The sequence below is a fragment of the Curtobacterium citreum genome (assembly GCF_006715175.1).
GTDB lineage: Bacteria > Actinomycetota > Actinomycetes > Actinomycetales > Microbacteriaceae > Curtobacterium > Curtobacterium citreum.
Window position 1 is genome coordinate 3115523 of the sequence record NZ_VFMQ01000001.1, and the last position, 17632, is coordinate 3133154.

Genomic DNA, 17632 nt, shown 5'->3' on the forward strand with positions numbered 1-17632 from the left:
GCGTCGTGGGATGTCGCCGTCAGCGTCGACGACTGCTCGGACTGTACCTGTCTAGACCGGACTCGACAAGTATCATGAGCGGCTACCGGACGACCGTCCGGCCGACAGGAGGTGGACCGTGGTCGACGAGGTGGACCGCGACTCCGCCGTGCCCATCTACCAGCAGCTCGAGGACATCTTCACGGCGAAGATCGCGAGCGGCGAGTGGGCGCCGAGCCAACGGATCCCGTCCGAGAACGAGTTGAACCGGCACTACGGGACCAGCCGGATGACGGTGCGCGGCGTCCTGACGAAGCTGACCACCGACGGCGTGCTCCACCGGGTCCCCGGCAAGGGCACGTTCGTCGCGCCCGAGAAGATCAGCGCGGTCTCCCCGGCGTACCGCGGCATCCGCGAGCAGCTCGAGGTGCTCGGCTACGACATCACCACGACGCTCGTGTCGATCGACCGGGCCCCGGCGCCAGCCCGCATCCGGGACCGCCTGGGCCTCGGCCGCACCGACGACGTCTTCGCGATCGTCCGGCTGCGGTCCGTCGACGGCAAGCCCCTCAGCGTGCACCGGTCGTTCGTCCCGGCGGCCCTCGCGCCCACCCTCGACGCGCTGGACGTCGTCGAGGAACAGCTCTGCGTCGTGCTCGAGGACGCCTTCGGCCTGGCGATGCACGACGTCGCGGAGGGGCTCGAGGCCGTCGCCGTGGCCGAGGCCGACGCCGGGCTGCTCGGCCTGCGTCGGGGCGACCCGGCGCTGCAGCTCACCGACGTCATCGCCGACCGGGCCGGGACGACGTTCGAGTACTCGACGATCGTGTTCCGTGGCGACCGGATGCGGCTGCAGTTCGACTACACGCGCCCCTGACCGGCACCGGCCGGGGCCACGGCGGGCGCCGGGCGCCTCCGGACGGCCAGCCGTCCCGACGCCAGCGCGATCCCCGCGAGCACGACGACTCCGCCGACGGGCTCGTTCCACCGCAGCGGCTCACCGAGCACGAGCACGCCGAGCGCGACCCCGACCACCGGGGTCAGGTACGTCACGGTCGACGCCCGGCCGGCACCCCACGCGCCGACCAGGCGCGTGTTCCACGCGTAGGCCAGCCCTGTGCCGACCGCACCGAGCGCGACCATCGCGGCCACGATCCTCCAGTCCAGCTGCACCGGACCCGTCGCGACGACGGGCGCGACCAGCAGCATGAGCAACGCCGCCAGGGTGAGCTGCACCGTCGCGACGGTCGTCGGGTCCTGCCCGCTGCCGACGCCGAAGCGGCGGAGCCACGCCAGGCCGACGCCGTAGGACGCGGTCATCCCGAGCAGGGCGACCTGTCCCGGGACGGTCGCGAGCACCGCGGGGGCCCCCACCAGGCTCCACGGGCCGACCAGGACGAGCACGCCGACGATCCCGAGCACGACGCCGCCGACCTGCCGACGCGACAGGCGTTCGCTCGGCACCAGGACGGCCAGCGCGAGCAGCGTCATGATCGGCGTCGTCGCGTTGTAGATGCTCGCGAGCCCCGACGGCACGGTCTGCTCCGCCCAGGCCATCAGCGACGACGGCACCGCGTTGAGGAACACCGCGACGACGAGCAGGTGCCCCCACACCCGGCGTTCCCGCGGCCACCGACGCCGCGTGACGAGCAGCACGACCACGAGCGTCAGGGCGCCGAGCACGGTCCGCACGGTCGCGACCTGCTGCGGGGCGAGCCCCTCGAGCCCGATCTTCGCGAAGAAGAAGCTGGACCCCCAGGTGAGGGCGACGAGCACGTAGAGGAGGGCGTTCACGAGGGGTAGCATCGAGCACCGCGGCGCATGTGTCGAACGAATGTGCTGCATGGGCCCATGAAGGAAGCGCATGATCGTCTCGATCCCGCAGCTCCGTGCATTCGTCGCGACCGTCGACGCCGGGTCGTTCACCGGTGCCGCGACCGCGCTCGGCGTCGGGCAGTCCGCCGTCTCGCACGCCGTCGCGGGACTCGAGCGCGAGGTCGGCGGGAGCGTGCTGCGCCGCAGCGCGGCGACCGCGCCCACCCCGCTCGGGGACCGGCTGCTGGCCCACGCCCGCAGCGTGCTCGCCTCGGTCGACGCCCTGGAGGCGGTGGTCCGGCCCGCCACGGACCGCGGCACGGTCCGGTTGGCCGCCGTGCCGACGGTCTGCCAGGGGCTGCTCCCCCGGCTGCGTGAACTGTGGGCGGTGACGCTGCCGGGTGTCGACGTGCAGGTCTACGAGGGGGACGACGACGAGATGCCCGAGTGGCTCGAGGGCGGGACGGTGGACGCCGCGGTGCTCGTCGACCCGTCCCCGGTGCCGGCCGGCGGCGTGGTGGTCGCGCGGGACGAGATGGCCGCCGTCGTGCGCCGTGACCACCCGCTCGCCGGGACCGAGCAGCTGACGCTCGACGACCTGCACGACGACGGGCTGGTCGCGGGCGGCGGTGGGTGCGAGCACCAGATCCAGCGGATGCACGAACTGGCCGGGCAGCCGTTCCGCTGGGCGCACCGGGTCCGCGAGATGAGCACGATGTTCGGGATGATCCAGCGCGGGGAGGGGGTGTCGATCGCGCCGTCGCTCGGGCGCGTGATGCTGCCCGCCGACCTCGTGATGCCCCCGGTCGAGCCGCGGTACGTGCGGACGCTGGTGCTGAGCGGGCCGTCGTCGCGGCCGTGGCACCCGTTGGCGCAGGCACTGGTGGACTCGGTGTGACGCCCAGCCGCCGTCGGCAGGATGGACACGTGCCCGACACCCACGTGAAGACCTTCACCGACCCGGACGAGGCGACCGCCGAGGCCGCCGGCCTGCGCTGGCTCGCCGAGGCCGAGGACACCGGCGGCACCCGCACCGCCCGGGTCCTCGCGCACCCGTCCTCCACGGTCCTGCACCTCGAGCGCATCAGCGACGGCGCCCCGACCCGGGCCCAGGCCGAGCGCTTCGGCCGGTCGCTCGCGCACACCCACGCCGCCGGTGCCGCGCACTGGGGAGCGCCGTCGCCCGGGTTCCCCGCGAGCGCGGGGCTGCGGATGGGGCGCTCGCGCACACCGTTCACCGCCGCGGCGGACGCACCGGCGACGTGGGGCGCGTTCTTCGCCGAGTACCGGATCCGCGACTTCGTGCAGCGGATCGTCGACCGGGGCGGCTTCGACGGTGCCGAGGCAGCGGTGTTCGACCGGGTCGCCGACCGGCTGGAGGACGGTTCGCTCGGGTCGCCGCAGCCCACGCTCGTCGGGGACGGCCCCGCGCGGGTGCACGGGGACCTGTGGGCCGGGAACGTCCTCTGGCCGACGGACAGCTCGGAGCCGACCGGCGCGGTGCTCATCGACGCGACGCCGCACGGCGGGCACGCGGAGACCGACCTCGCGCTGCTGGGGCTGTTCGGGCTCGCGCGGCTCGAGACGGTGCTGGCCGCGTACGACGAGGAGTCCCGGCTCGCCGACGGCTGGCAGGAGCGGGTCGAGCTGCACCAGCTCGCACCGCTGCTGCTCCACGTGTACCTGTTCGGCGGGTCGTACACGGCCGCAGCCCTGCGCGCCGCCCGCCGCTACGCCTGATCCCCACCGACGGGTCTTAGGGAGCGCCAAGGCAGCGCATCGGGTCGCACGGGGAACGCCGTGGAGGCTCACCGGCATGACCACGTACCCGACCCCCGTGACCGACCGTCCGGGCCACGCACGTCCCGGCGGGACCACCGCCGCGCGGGACCGGCGTCGGCCGCCGCTCGTCCGCCTGTTCGCCGGCGAGCGCGAGGACGCCCGCTGGCTCCGGCCGGCCTTCTGGGCCCTCCTCGTCCTGACCGCCGTCGTGTACTGCTGGGACATCAGCGTCTCCGGGTACGCGAACAGCTTCTACGCCGCCGCCGTGCAGGCCGGTACGAAGTCGTGGGAGGCGTTCTTCTTCGGCTCGCTCGACTCGTCGAACTTCATCACCGTCGACAAGCCCCCGGCCTCGCTCTGGGTGATGGTGCTGTCCGCGCGGCTGTTCGGCTTCTCGTCGACGAGCCTGCTGCTGCCCCAAGCGCTCATGGCCGTCGCCTCGGTCGCCCTCGTGTGGGGAACCGTCCGACGGACCATCGCCCGCCTCGGCACGACCACCGCGAACGTCGGTGCGCTCCTCGCCGGGTTCGTCGTCGCGGCGACCCCGGCGGCGGCGCTGATGTTCCGCTTCGACAACCCGGACGCGCTGCTCGTCCTGCTCATGACCGCGGGTGCGTACTGCACGGTCCGCGCCCTGCCCCGGGGCAGCTGGCGGTGGATCGCCCTCGCGGGGGTCGCCCTCGGCTTCGCGTTCCTGACGAAGATGCTGCAGGGCCTGCTCGTCCTGCCGGCCTTCGGGCTGGTGTACCTGGTCGCCGCCCGCAGGTCGTGGGGGAAGCGCGCGATCGGCCTCGGCATCGCGGCGGTGTCCCTCGTCGTGTCCGCCGGCTGGTGGGTCGTCGCCGTGGCGCTCTGGCCCGCCAAGTCCCGCCCGTACATCGGCGGATCGACGGACAACACCGTCCTCGACCTCGTCTTCGGGTACAACGGCCTCGGCCGGATCTTCGGCGGCTCGGGCAACGGCGGCGGCGGGCCGGGCGGCGGCACCGCGGGGTCGTCGTTCGGCGGCTCGACCGGCCTGGACCGTCTCTTCTCGTCCGAGATGGGGCTCGAGATCTCGTGGCTCCTGCCCGCCGCACTCGTCGCGCTCGTCCTCGGCCTGGTGGTCGTCGGCCGTCGGCACCTCGCCGATCCCGCCCGCGCCGGCCTGGTGCTGTGGGGTGGCTGGCTGCTCGTCACCGGGCTCGTCTTCTCGTTCATGTCCGGCACGATCCACCCGTACTACACGGTGGCCCTCGCCCCGGCGATCGCCGGTCTCGTCGGCACCGGCGGCGCCCTGCTCTGGCACGCCCGCGAGCGCGTCACCGGTCGCCTCGGCCTCGCCGCGATGGTCGGCGGGACCGCGTTCTGGAGCTGGTGCCTGCTGAACGAGGACCCCACCTGGCTCCCCTGGCTGCGCTGGGTGGTGCTGTTCGGCGGACTCCTCGCCGCGGCCGCGATCGTGGTCGGCAGCGTGCCGACCCTCCGCCGCCTGGTCGCCGTGGGCGTCCTCGCCGGCACGCTGTTCGGCCTGACCGGCACCTCCGCCTACGCCCTCGTCACGACCACCGTCGCGCACTCCGGGTCGATCCCGAGCGTCGGTCCGGCGGGCAGCAGCTCCGGTGGGTTCGGTGGCGGTCCCGGTGGTGGCGGCATGCCGGGAGGCACGGCAGGCCCCGGCGGATCGGCCGCCGGTTCCGAGACCGACGGGTCCGACGGCGCGGGCAGCTCCGGCACCCAGCAGGGTCCCGGTGGACAGCCGCCGACCGGCGCGATGCCGACGATGCCCGGCGGCGCGACCGGCGAGGGCACGTCCGGCCAGGGCGCCAGCGGCGAGGGCACCACCGGCGAGGGCACGAGCGACCAGGGCACCACCGGCGAGGACGGCCGGACGGGCGGCGGCACGGGCGGCGAGGGGGCGACGACCTCCGCGGCGCTCACGAAGCTCCTCGCGGCGACGGACACGACGTGGTCCGCCGCGGTGAACGGTTCCCAGTCGGCCGCGCAGCTCGAACTCGACTCCGACACCGCGGTGATGGCGATCGGCGGCTGGTCGAGCGACCCGACCCCGACCCTCGCCGAGTTCAAGGCGCTCGTCGCCGAGGGCAAGGTCAGCTACTACATCAGCTCGGGGAGCCGCGGCGGGATGGGCGGCGGCTCGTCCACCGCATCGGCGATCCAGGAGTGGGTGGCGGCAAACTACGACAGCACCACCGTCGGCGGGTCGACGGTCTACGACCTGACCACCGCGAAGTGATGCACGACGAGGGCCCGGATAGGCTCGCCGACATGGCCGACCGAGCACTGCGGCGGACCGACGGCTCACCCGTCCGGGTCCTCGTCGTCGACGACGAGCACGCGCTCGCCGAGGCCGTCGCCCTCGCGTTCACGGGCGACGGCTGGGCCGTGCGCACCGTGCACCGGGGCCGCGACGTGCTCTTCGCCGCCCGGGAGTTCCTGCCGGACGTGGTCGTGCTCGACGTGATGCTGCCGGACATCGACGGGTTCGAGGTCCTCGAGCGCCTCCGCGACGGCCGGGACCCGGTCCGCGTGCTGTTCCTCACCGCGCGGGACGCCCCCGAGGACCGGCTCGCCGGGCTGACGGGCGGCGGCGACGACTACCTGACCAAGCCCTTCGGCATCGACGAGCTGCTGGTCCGGGCGCGCATCCTCGCCCGCACCGCACCCCAGGTCGTCGCGGCGCCCGGCTCGTCGGCGGTCGTCGTCGGCGACCTCCGGCTCGACGAGGAGGACCGCTCCGTCCGCCGCGGGGACGAACCGGTCGACCTCACGCCGACCGAGTACGAGCTGCTCCGGTACCTCGCCCGCAACGCGAACCGGGTGCTCTCCCGCGAGCAGATCCTGGCGAGCGTCTGGGGCATGGACTTCGGCACGTCCTCGAACCTGGTCGACATGTACGTCTCGTACCTGCGGAAGAAGCTCGACGCCGGACGCGAGCCGATGCTGCAGACGATCCGCGGGGCCGGCTACGTGCTTCGGCCGACGACGTGAGCGGTCCCGCGGAGCCGACCCGTGCCTCCCGGCCGGTCCGCACCCCGTCGCTGCGGTGGCGGATCGTGGGGGCCGTGGCGCTCCTGCTCGTCGTGACGAACGTCGTCGTCGGCGCGGTCACCGTCGTCGCCTACCGGGAGTACCTGGTCGGGCGGCTCGACGCCGAGCTGGCGACGGCCGCGGGGCGGACGCCCGGCGGCCGCGACGGCGAGCGGCCGAGCGGACCGCCGCCGGGGTCGGACGGGACGTCGTCGGCACGGCCCGACCCGGACAACACCTTCATCGGCGCGCCCGGGCAGGCGGCCGACACGGTGGTGGCGATCTTCCGGGACGGGGACGCCGTGCTGGCGGGGTACACCGACGACGAGGGGCGGCAGCACTCGCTGACCGCCGCGCAGCGACGACAGCTCGCCACCGTGGCGGCCGACGGCGAGCCCGTGACGGTGACGCTCGGGTCGCTCGGCTCGTACCGGGCGCAGGCGGTCGGCGACGACGGCGACGTGTTCGTGACCGCCCTGCCGCTCGGCGACCTCGACGCCGGCATCGTGCGACTGGTCGTCGTGGTCGGGAGCGTCACGCTCCTCGCACTGGTCGTCGCCACCTGGGCGCTGACCCTGACGGTCCGTCGGTCGCTGCGCCCGCTCGAGCGCGTGGCGTCGGTCGCGTCGAGCGTCACCGACCTGGACCTCGAGCGCGGGGACCCGGACATCGCGGCCCGCGTCGCGCCGGCGGACCTCGTCGTGAACCGCGAGGTCGGACAGGTCGGCTCGGCCCTGAACCGGCTGCTCGGGCACGTCGCCCGGGCACTGACCGTCCGACGGGACGCCGAGCGCGGGATGCGGACCTTCGTCGCCGACGCCTCGCACGAGCTGCGCACGCCGATCGCCACCGTCCGGGCCTACGCCGAACTGTCCCGGACCACCGACGACATCGACGACCTGCACCGCAACGTCGACCGGATCGGCCGCGAGGCCCGGCGCATGGGCGACCTCGTCGAGGAGCTCCTGCTGCTCGCCCGGCTGGACGCGACCGCGCTGGCCGCCGGACCTGACCCCGTGCGCGAGGTCGTCGACCTGACCGCGACGGTCGTCGAGGCCACCGTGGACGCCCGGGCCACGGCGCCGGGACACCGGTGGACGCTGCAGCTCGCGGACGACCACCCGGTCGCGGTGTCCGGCGACCCCGGGCAGCTGCGGCGCGTGGTGACGAACCTGCTGTCGAACGCGCGGACGCACACCCCCGAGGGCACGACGGTGGTGGTCTCGATCCAGCAGGTCGCGCTGCAGCAGGACTCGCTGCAGCACGACTCCGGCGGCGGCCCGCTCGTCCGGCTCGTGGTCGCGAACGACGGGCCGCCGATCGACGCGGACGTCCTGCCGACGCTGTTCGACCGGTTCACCCGGGGGTCGGCGTCCCGGACGCGGGAGCACGGGACGAGCGGCCTCGGGCTCGCGATCGTGCGCGCGGTGGTCGAGGCGCACGGCGGCACGGTGCGGGTCGTCTCCGAGCCGGGGCGCACGGCGTTCACGGTGGAACTGCCGGTCCGCCCCCCGTCCTGACCGATCCGGTCGTCCGTCCGGCGCCCCGACCGTCCGGTCGTCCGTTCCGGTCCGCCGCTCCGGCGGGTACGCTGCGGGCACGAGCGGAGGGCGGACGCGATGGAGAACCGGTACGGCCACCTGCCGGAGCACCCCCGGCCGGAGGACCTCGTCGTCGAGGTCCCGGCGTTCGAGGACGACCGCCCGCAGCCCGATCCGGAGCCGCCCGCCGGCGCTCCCGAGCTCGTCGCGGCGACGCGCTTCGCGCAGGCCTCGCACGAGCCACCGACCATCCGCCGGACCCAGATGCGCGCGGGCGCCTGGATCGCGGGCGTCCCGATCGCGGCGCTCGCGGTCGTCGCGGTGGTGCAGGTGCTGCTCGGCCTCGGCGAGTGACCCGGGCGCCGCTTCTTACGCGCGGCACAGGGTGCTGCTGCGGTCCGCATCGGAGCGCTGCCGAGCCTGATCGGCATGACGGACTCGGACCAGACCCTCGACATCGACATCGTGGTGCCCTGCCACGACGAGCAGGACACGCTCGCCGCACACGTCCGGCGCCTGCACCAGTTCTGCCGGACCTCGTTGCAGCACTCGTGGCGGATCACGATCGCGGACAACGCCTCGACCGACGACACCGCGCGCATCGCCGACGACCTCGCGGCCATGCTGCCCGAGGTGCACGCGGTGCACCTGGCCCGTAAGGGACGTGGGCGCGCGCTCAAGGCGGTGTGGGGCGACTCCCCCGCCGCGGTGCTCGTGTACGTGGACGAGGACCTGTCGACGGACCTCGCGGCGCTCGAACCCCTCGTCGCGCCGCTGCTGTCCGGCCACTCCGACGTGGCGATCGGCACGCGGCTGGTCGGGTCCTCCCGCGTGGTCCGGGGCGGCAAGCGCGAGTTCATCTCCCGCTCGTACAACCTGCTCCTCCGCAGCACCATGGGGGTCTCGTTCTCCGACGCGCAGTGCGGGTTCAAGGCCGTCACCCGCGAGGCCGCGGAGCACCTGCTGCCGCTCTGCGAGGACGACGCCTGGTTCTTCGACACCGAGCTGCTCGTGCTCGCGGAGCACGCGGGGCTGCGCATCCACGAGGTCCCGGTCGACTGGGTCGACGACGTGAACTCCTCGGTGCACATCGCCTCGACCGCGACCGAGGACCTCAAGGGCATGTGGCGGGTCTCGCGTGGCCTGGCTACCGGACGCATCCCGATCGCCCCGGTGTACGACGCGATCGGCCGGCGTCCGTTCAGCACGCCGCACGTCGGGATCCTGGGACAGGTGCTGCGGTTCGGCACGATCGGGGTCCTCTCCACGCTCGCCTTCGCGCTGCTGTACGCGCTGTTCCGCCCGGCGATCGGTGCGCAGACCGCGGACTTCCTGGCGCTCCTGGTGACGGCGATCGGCAACACCGCCCTCAACCGGCGGTTCACGTTCGGTGTGCGCGGCCGTGCCGGTGCCGGTCGACACCACGTGCAGGGGCTCGTCGTGTTCGGGATCGCGTGGGCGATCACGTCCGGGTCGCTCGTGGTGCTGCACGCGACGACGCCCGGGGCGTCGCACGGGGCCGAGGTGCTCGTGCTCACGGGGGCGAACCTCGTCGCGACCGGGGTCCGGTTCGTGCTCTTCAAGGCGTGGGTGTTCCGCACGCGGCGTCGCCCCGTGCTCGTGCGGCCGGGCGACGCACCCGCGCCCGCGCCCGCAGCCGCGCCCGCAACCGGCGACGAGCGGCAGGTCGTGGAGGAACGCACGAACTGACCGTCCCGCCCGCGGAACGCAACGTCGGCGGTTCCTCGCAGCGGTATGTCGCTGCGAGGAACCGCCGACGTTGCGTCTTGCGGAACCGGAAGCGGAACCGGCACCAGCACCGGCCGGCAGCAGCACCCAGCCGGCCGCCGCCCGCCCGCCGGACCCGACCCGTGCCTCCCGTCCGGTCGGTCTGTTGCGTGCGCGGTATACCAACCCGTAGCATCGCCCTACCGCACCACCCCCACAGGGCCCGGCCACTACCCGACGGTCTGCCCGCGGCGAGCGCTCCACCGATGCAGCCTGGCCGACCGCTGCCGGCACTCGCTCCACTGGACCCGCTCGTGAACCCCTCCCCCTTCGGCCTGTACGACCCTGCTCGCGAATCGAGCGACTGCGGCGTCGGCTTCATCACCCGTCTCGACGGGACCCCGAGCCACGACGTCCTGGTGAAGGGCGACGAGGCACTGTGCGCGATCCCCCACCGCGGCGGCAAGTCCGCCGAGGGCGTCGGTGACGGCGCGGGCGTGAGCATCGACCTGTCGGTGGAGTTCTTCAGCGCGATCACCGGCCAGACCCTGCGCGCCGGGCACTTCGGCGTCGCGAACTGCTTCGTGCCGACCGACCCCGACGAGCGTGCCGACGCCGAACGCCTCGTGACGGCCGAGCTGACCGAGCAGGGGTTCGAGTTGCTCCTGGTCCGCGACGTCCCCGTCGACCACGGCGTCGCCCGTCCGGAGGCCGAGCAGTACCAGCTGCCGATCGTGCAGTGGGTCTTCCGCGCCCCGGAGTCCTGGTCCCGCGCCGACGTCGACGCCGCGGCGAACCGCGCGCTCCTCGCGATCGAGGCGGTGGCCTACGCCCGCGCCGCAGAGGAGCACGCACCGCACGCGGCCCTGTACCCGCTGTCGCTCAGCGCCCGGACCCAGGTGCTGAAGGGCCGGCTGAACTCGGGCGAGGTGATCGGGTACTTCACCGACCTGCGTGACCCGCGGCACTCGGTCCGGACGCTGTACTTCCACACCCGGTTCTCGACGAACACCGAGCCGCACCCGACGATGGCCCAGCCGTTCCGCCTGATGGCGCACAACGGCGAGCTGAACACCGACCGCAAGAACCGGCTGTCCGACGAGGCCTCGGCCCGCGCCCGCACGCGCAGCATCGTCCGGCCGCCAGGGCAGTCGGACTCGAGCCGGCTCGACCAGACCCTGCAGAGCCGGGTGTTCGACGACGGCCTGGACCTGGTCGAGGCCGTCGTGACGCTCATGCCCCCGGCGTGGGAGAACGACCGCACGCTCACCCCGGCGGTGCGCGACATGCTCGAGTACCACTCGCTGTACGAGGAGAAGAACGACGGTCCCGCCGCCGTCATCTTCAGCGACGGCGACGTGGTCGGCGCCCGCCTCGACCGGCTCGGCCTCCGGCCGCTCCGCACCGTGCAGACCGCCGAGTACCTGATGGTCGCGTCGGAGTCCGGCCAGGTGGCGTTCGCCGCGGACGAGGTCGTGCACCGCGGCCGGATCGAGGCCGGCGGCATGCTCGTCGTCGACCACCGCGCCGGTGCGGTGCTGCGCACGCGCGAGGCCCTCGAGCTGCTCGCCGCCCGCAGGCCCTTCGGCGCGCTGCTCGACGCCGCCCGGGTGGAGCTCGACGCCCTGCCCGCGCCCGCGTACGAGCGCGGCACGAGCACGCTCGGCTACGACGGGGACCTGTCGCTCGCCGGGCGCTACGTCGCGTACTCGCTGAACCAGGAGAGCTTCCGGTTCATGCTCGACCCGATGCTCGCGAACGGCTCGGAGCGCATCTCGGCGATGGGCTACGGCAACGCGATCAACGCCCTGAGCGACACCGAGGGCGGCATGGCGAAGTACTTCTCGCAGCGCTTCGCCCAGGTGACGAACCCGCCGCTCGACTCGATCCGCGAGGCCGACGGCATGTCGATGCGCGTGGCCCTCGGCGCCAAGCTCGACGCCCACACGCGGGCGGCTGCTGGTGGACACACCAGCGCGCAGGCCGACACCGGCACGGCCGCCGTCCCGACCCGCCAGATCGTCGTGCAGTCCCCCGTGCTCGGCCACCTCGACATGGTCCGCCTGCGCGACCAGGACGTCGTCCCGCTCGAGCGCTTCGACATGCTCTACGTGCCCGTCGTCGACGACGAGCACGCCAACGCCGACGCCGTCCGCTCCGCCGTCGAGGCCCTGTGCGACCGGGTCGAGGCGTTCGCGCGCACCACGGGCGGCATCGCGGTCCTGACCGACCGCGCGGTGTCCTCGACCCGCGCACCGCTCCCGGTGATCCTGGCGGTCGCGGCCGTGAACCAGCGGCTCATCGAGACCGGCCTGCGCCTGCGCCTGTCGATCGTCGCCGAGTCCGGCCAGCTGCCGTCGTCGCACCACGTGGCCACGGCGCTCGGCTTCGGTGCGTCGGCGGTCTACAGCCTGTCGGCCCGGCTCCGTGCCGAGGAGCAGTACCCCGCCGAGGCCGCCCCCGCCGGCGAGGTCACCGCGACCGACCTGGCCCTGCGGCGCTTCCGGAAGGCGGCGGAGAAGGCCCTCGCGAAGACGATGGGCCGCGTCGGCCTGTGCACCGCGGAGAGCTACATCGGCGGCGCGTTCTTCGAGCCGAACTACCTGGACACCGGGGACGACCTGTTCGCCCGGGTGTTCCCGTACATGCAGGCCCCGGTCGGCGGTGTCGGCTTCACCCGCATCGCGCAGGCCGCGACGGAGTGGCACGAGCGCGCCCGCTCGGTCGCGACCGAGGCCCAGGTCCCGCTGCTCGGTCTGTTCAAGGAGCGCTCCGACGGCGCCGGGCACTCGTTCGGCGTCGCGAGCGTCCGCGGCTTCGGCGGGATGACCGAGGAGCGCCCGGCCTTCGAGCGTGCCGGCGACTCAGAGGCGCTCCGCCTGCTCACCCTCGGCCAGCTCGACGACGCCTTCGGCATCACCGACAGCGCGTACCGGGGCACCGGCTACGACCGGCTGAGCGACGCCGAGGTCGACGCACACCGCATCACGCCCGGCTACGTGTCGTTCCTGCAGACCACCCACGACGAGCGGTCCCGCCGCCCCGCAGCGCTCCGCGACGTGCTCGCGCTGCCCGCGGACGTCACGGGCATCGACGAGGCCGAGGACTTCGCACGCGAGCTCGGCCGGTTCTCGACGACCGGCAACGCCAGCATCACGGTGCGCGGCCTGTCCGGCTCGCGGCCCGCCTCGCCCGACGGACTGCCGGGAGGCACGACCCGCTTCCGCCTGGAGCTCACGTCGACGGGACCCACGGGTTCCGCACGCCACCTGGCCCTCGCGGACGGGCTCGCCCTGCTGCACCCCGGCCAGGTGGACGTCGACGCCGTCGACGACGACCAGGTGACGCTCCGCGCCACCGGCGCCGCCGCCGCGCTCCTCGCACTGCTGCAGGCGGCCCCGGCGAGCGTGGACCTCGACCGGGTGCAGCCCGCGCACGAGATCACCCGCACGCTCGCGTCCGGGGCGATGAGCCACGGCGCCCTCGTCGCCACGGCGCACGAGGCCGTCGCGCACGGCACGAACATGGTCGGCGGCATGTCGAACTCGGGCGAGGGCGGCGAGCACCACTCCCGCTACGGGACGATCCGCGGCTCGAAGATCAAGCAGTTCGCCTCGGGTCGGTTCGGCATCTGGGCGGGCTACCTGGCCGACCCGATGCTCGAGGAGCTCGAGATCAAGATCGGCCAGGGCGCCAAGCCCGGCGAGGGCGGTCAGCTGCCCGCGCCGAAGGTCACGGTGGACATCGCCGCCGCACGCGGAGGCACGCCCGGCGTCGAGCTCATCTCGCCGCCGCCGCACCACGACACGTACTCGATCGAGGACCTCGCGCAGCTCATCCACGACTGCAAGGCCGCCCGCGTCCGGGTCGTCGTGAAGCTCGTGTCCTCCGAGGGCATCGGGACGATCGCCGTCGGCGTCGCGAAGGCCGGCGCGGACGTCATCAACGTCGCGGGGAACACCGGCGGGACGGGTGCCGCGGCGGTCACGAGCCTGAAGTACGCGGGCCGCTCCGCGGAGATCGGCGTCGCCGAGGTGCACCAGGCCCTCGTCGCGAACGGCCTGCGGCAGAAGGTCACGCTCCGCTGCTCCGGCGCCCACCAGACCGGATCGGACGTCGTCACGAGCGCGCTGCTCGGCGGCGACTCGTTCGAGTTCGGCACGACCGCGCTCATGATGCTCGGCTGCGTCATGGCGAAGAACTGCAACGTGAAGTGCCCCGCCGGCCTGACCACGAACGCCGAGGCGTTCGAGGGCGACCCGCGTGCGCTCGCGCAGTACCTGCTCAACATCGCGCACGACGTTCGGCAGATCCTCGCGCGCCTCGGGCTGCGGTCGCTCCGCGAGGCCCGGGGGCGCACCGACCTGCTGCAGCTGCTCGACCACCCGGCGAGCGTCGGCCGGCTCGACGTGCGGGACCTCCTGGCGCAGGTGCCGGAGAAGGTCGTCGCAGACCCGGAGTACCTCGAGAAGGACTACCGGACCGACGACGCGCTCATCGCCCAGGTGCGCACGGCGCTCGTCGACGGACACGAGCACACGCTCGTGGTCGACGGCGTCGTCCTCGGCAACGCGGACAAGTCCGTCGGCGGCCAGCTCGGCATCGACCTCGAGCGGATCCTGAACCACGAGCTCCGCGGGGCCGACCTGTCCGCGCACCCGGCGATCGCCGAGGACGACCGCGGTCGCCGTCGGCTGGTCGACGGCGCCCTGACGATCCGCACGAGCGGGTCCGCGGGGCAGTCCTACGGGGTGTTCACGAACGACGGCACGACGCTCGACCACACCGGCACCGCGAACGACGGCGTCGGCAAGAGCCAGTCCGGCGGCCGGATCGTCGTCCGCGCGCCGGGCGGCGGCAGTGCCGAACGCGGCGGCAACGTCCTCGTCGGCAACTTCGCGCTGTTCGGCGCCACGGGCGGCCGGACGTTCGTCGAGGGCGAGGCCGGCGACCGCTTCGCCGTGCGCAACTCCGGGGCGACCGCGGTCGTCGAGGGCCTCGGCGACTTCGGCTGCGAGTACATGACCGGCGGTGCCGTGCTCAACCTCGGCGGCTTCGGCAAGGGGCTCGGGAACGGCATGTCCGGCGGCTTCCTGTACCAGTACGACCCCTCGGGGCAGGTGACCGAGCGCGCGAGCACCGACTCGCTCCTGGTGTTCCCCGTCACCCAGACCGGTCGCGGGGCGTTCCACGAGGCGGCCGCGAAGCTCCTGCTCGAGTGGCACCTCGAGGCGACGGGCTCGGCGCTCGCCGAGCGGCTGCTCGCGGCGTGGGAGACCACCCGCGACCACGTGTACGTCGGCATGCCGCGGGCGCTCCTGCTCAGCCAGGACGCCGACGAGATCCTCGCCGCCGCGACCCGACCGGAGCTCCTCGACGAGCTCGCGACCTCGGTCGCGACGGACAAGCTCCGCGCGTTCAAGACGGACTACCGCGACCGGCGCACCGTGCTCGACGGCCGCGCTCCCGCGCTCGGCGACCAGGGCGAGGACACGTTCGCGCTCCTGTCGTCGTACACGGTGCTCGGCGTCGCCCAGGACGTGGCGCAGGAGCGCGTCCCCGGTGCCGCGGCGGGCGACCCCCGGGTCACCGAGGCGGTCCGCAACCTCGTCCTGACCGAGGACTTCCAGGTCAAGCAGCGGGTCGTGAAGTACCTGCGCCGCACGCTCGAGTCCTTCGCGGACGACGAGCTCGCGACGCTCATCGCGACGAAGCGGCTCGACGACGCCAAGCGTGCGCTCGCGCAGCGGAACAACCGCAGCTCGGACGCACCGGGGACCACGGGGTGGATGATGCACCAGACCGCCAAGAACGCCGGCCGACGCCGAGCCGCACGGTTCGACGAGCTGCTCGCCACCGCGGCGCTCGAGGACATCGCCCGCCGCGCGCCGCTCGCCCCGGTCGAGGCGGTGACGGCATGACGACCATGCCCCCGACCGGGTCGCTCATCCCCGTCGACGCCCCGTTCTCGGCCGCGCAGGAGTCCTGGCTCGCCGGGTTCATCGCGGGCATCGCCGCCGCGGGGAAGAAGGCCGCCCCGGCAGCGCCGACCACGACGATCGACGTGCTGTTCGGCACGCAGACCGGCAACGCGGAGCTCCTCGCCGAGGACCTCGTCGCCGGCGCGACCGCCAGGGGCCTCGGCGGTCGGGCCACCCCGCTCGACGCCGTGTCGCCGGAGCAGCTCGCTGACATGACGCACGTGCTCGTCGTCACCTCGACGTACGGCGAGGGCGAGATGCCCGACAACGCCGGCCTGTTCTGGGAGGCGCTGCAGTCCCCCGCGGTCCCCCGTCTCGAGGGCGTGCAGTACGCGGTGCTCGGGCTCGGCGACACGAGCTACGACGAGTTCTGCCAGGCCGGGAAGCTCCTGGACCTGCGGTTCGAGCAGCTCGGTGCGACCCGCGTGCACGACCGGGTGGACTGCGACGTCGACTACGAGGACCCGGCCGCCCTGTGGAGCGCCGCCGTCCTCGACCGGATCGCCGCCCAGGCCGGCGTCGCCGCGGCGGGCGGGACCGCCGCTGCCGGGACCGCGCCGACGGCGACCGCAGCCGGCGGGGCGGGCGCGGGTCGTGCCTCCCGGCCGGGTGCGCAGTGGACCAAGCGCACCCCGTACCGGGCGCCGCTCGTCGTGAACCGGGTGCTCAGTGCGCCGCGGAGCGCGAAGGAGATCCGGCACCTGGAGTTCGACCTCGGCGACTCCGGGATCACGTACGCGGCCGGCGACGCGCTGGCCGTGGTGCCGCACAACGACCCGGCGCTCGTCGACCAGCTGCTCGACCACCTCGGCGCGGACGGTGCGGCGGACGTCGACGGCCGACCGCTCGCCGAGGTCCTGCGCGTCGAGCGCGAGATCCGGACGCCGTCGAAGGACCTCGTCGCCGACCTGGTGCAGCGTGCGCCCGCGTCGGAGCTCGCCGCGGTCGTGGCGCACGGCGACAAGCAGGAGCTCGACCGGTGGCTGTGGGGGCGGGACGTCCTCGACCTGCTCGTGGACGCCGGACCCGCGGCGCCGTCGCTCGACGAGCTGCTGCCGAACCTCCGCGGACTGCAGGCGCGGCAGTACTCGATCTCGTCGAGCCCGCTCGCCCACCCCGGCCGCGTGCACCTGACCGTCGCGAGCGTCCGGTACGGGGACACCCGACGCACCCACCACGGCGTCGCGTCCACGTACCTGGCGGACCGGGTGCAGGCGGACGGCGAGGTCGGCGTGTACCTGCAGCCGAACGCCGCGTTCGGGGTACCGGCCGACGGCGACGCCCCGATGGTGATGATCGGCCCCGGGACCGGGATCGCCCCGTTCCGCGGGTTCCTGCACGAGCGGGCGGCCGCCGGGGCGACCGGGCGCAACTGGCTGTTCTTCGGCGACCAGCACCGCGACACGGACTTCGTCTACGAGGACGAGCTCACCGCGTTCCGGGAGTCCGGCGTGCTCGACCGGCTCGACCTGGCGTTCTCACGCGACCAGGCCGAGAAGGTCTACGTGCAGACCCGGATGCGGGAGCAGGCCGTCGAGCTGTACCGGTGGCTCGAGGACGGCGCGTTCGTGTACGTGTGCGGCGACGCCTCGCGGATGGCGAAGGACGTCGAGCAGGCGCTGCTCGACGTCGTCGCCGAGCAGCGGGGCCGGGGCGCCGACGACGCGCTCGGGTACCTGGCCGACCTGCGGCGCGCGAAGCGGTACGTCCGCGACGTCTACTGACCCGCGCGGGGTGCCGATCCGCGCGTGGAAGGCGCTTCCGCGCGTCGGGTGC

11 protein-coding genes are annotated in these 17632 nt (G+C 73.9%); 10 read left to right on the forward strand and 1 reads right to left on the reverse strand.

The window, feature by feature from the left end; translation table 11 throughout:
• Positions 1–118 precede the first annotated feature (118 nt).
• Positions 119–856 carry a GntR family transcriptional regulator gene (locus tag FB462_RS14720; RefSeq protein ID WP_058743185.1) on the forward strand — a complete coding sequence of 246 codons (738 nt, stop codon included), beginning with the start codon at positions 119–121 and terminating at the stop codon, positions 854–856.
• Here FB462_RS14720 and FB462_RS14725 read toward each other — a convergent pair.
• Positions 841–1773 (reverse strand): DMT family transporter, encoded by a 933-nt coding sequence (locus FB462_RS14725; RefSeq protein WP_141862658.1) that lies wholly within the window; start codon positions 1771–1773, stop codon positions 841–843. The two genes, FB462_RS14720 and FB462_RS14725, sit on opposite strands and share 16 nt — an antisense overlap.
• 70 nt (positions 1774–1843) lie before the next feature.
• On the opposite strand from FB462_RS14725, the gene FB462_RS14730 reads away from it, so the two are divergent.
• From FB462_RS14730 to FB462_RS14770, 9 genes are all read left to right on the forward strand, one after another.
• The gene (locus FB462_RS14730; protein ID WP_141862660.1) at positions 1844–2692 is read left to right on the forward strand and encodes a LysR family transcriptional regulator; all 849 of its coding nucleotides are present in this window, start codon (positions 1844–1846) and stop codon (positions 2690–2692) included.
• 29 nt (positions 2693–2721) lie between these two features.
• Positions 2722–3534, forward strand: a complete 813-nt coding sequence (locus FB462_RS14735) for a fructosamine kinase family protein (protein ID WP_229666941.1) — start codon at positions 2722–2724, stop codon at positions 3532–3534.
• Positions 3535–3610: 76 nt separating this feature from the next.
• Positions 3611–5812 (forward strand): ArnT family glycosyltransferase, encoded by a 2202-nt coding sequence (locus FB462_RS14740; RefSeq protein ID WP_141862662.1) that lies wholly within the window; start codon positions 3611–3613, stop codon positions 5810–5812.
• A 32-nt stretch (positions 5813–5844) separates the two neighbouring features.
• On the forward strand, positions 5845–6567 hold the full coding sequence (locus tag FB462_RS14745) for a response regulator transcription factor (protein ID WP_141862663.1): 723 nt from the start codon (positions 5845–5847) through the stop codon (positions 6565–6567).
• On the forward strand, positions 6564–8126 hold the full coding sequence (locus tag FB462_RS14750; protein WP_141862665.1) for a sensor histidine kinase: 1563 nt from the start codon (positions 6564–6566) through the stop codon (positions 8124–8126). The genes FB462_RS14745 and FB462_RS14750 overlap by 4 nt, the downstream gene beginning before the upstream one ends.
• Positions 8127–8225: 99 nt before the next feature.
• On the forward strand, positions 8226–8501 hold the full coding sequence (locus FB462_RS14755; RefSeq protein ID WP_141862667.1) for a hypothetical protein: 276 nt from the start codon (positions 8226–8228) through the stop codon (positions 8499–8501).
• Positions 8502–8576: 75 nt separating this feature from the next.
• The gene (locus tag FB462_RS14760) at positions 8577–9857 is read left to right on the forward strand and encodes a glycosyltransferase (RefSeq protein WP_141862669.1); all 1281 of its coding nucleotides are present in this window, start codon (positions 8577–8579) and stop codon (positions 9855–9857) included.
• 332 nt (positions 9858–10189) lie between these two features.
• Positions 10190–15796 (forward strand): glutamate synthase-related protein, encoded by a 5607-nt coding sequence (locus FB462_RS14765; protein WP_208738921.1) that lies wholly within the window; start codon positions 10190–10192, stop codon positions 15794–15796.
• A complete protein-coding gene (locus tag FB462_RS14770) occupies positions 15793–17580 on the forward strand; it encodes a sulfite reductase subunit alpha (protein WP_141862673.1) in 1788 nt (595 codons plus the stop codon). Before FB462_RS14765 ends, FB462_RS14770 begins: the two co-directional genes overlap by 4 nt.
• Positions 17581–17632 lie beyond the last annotated feature (52 nt).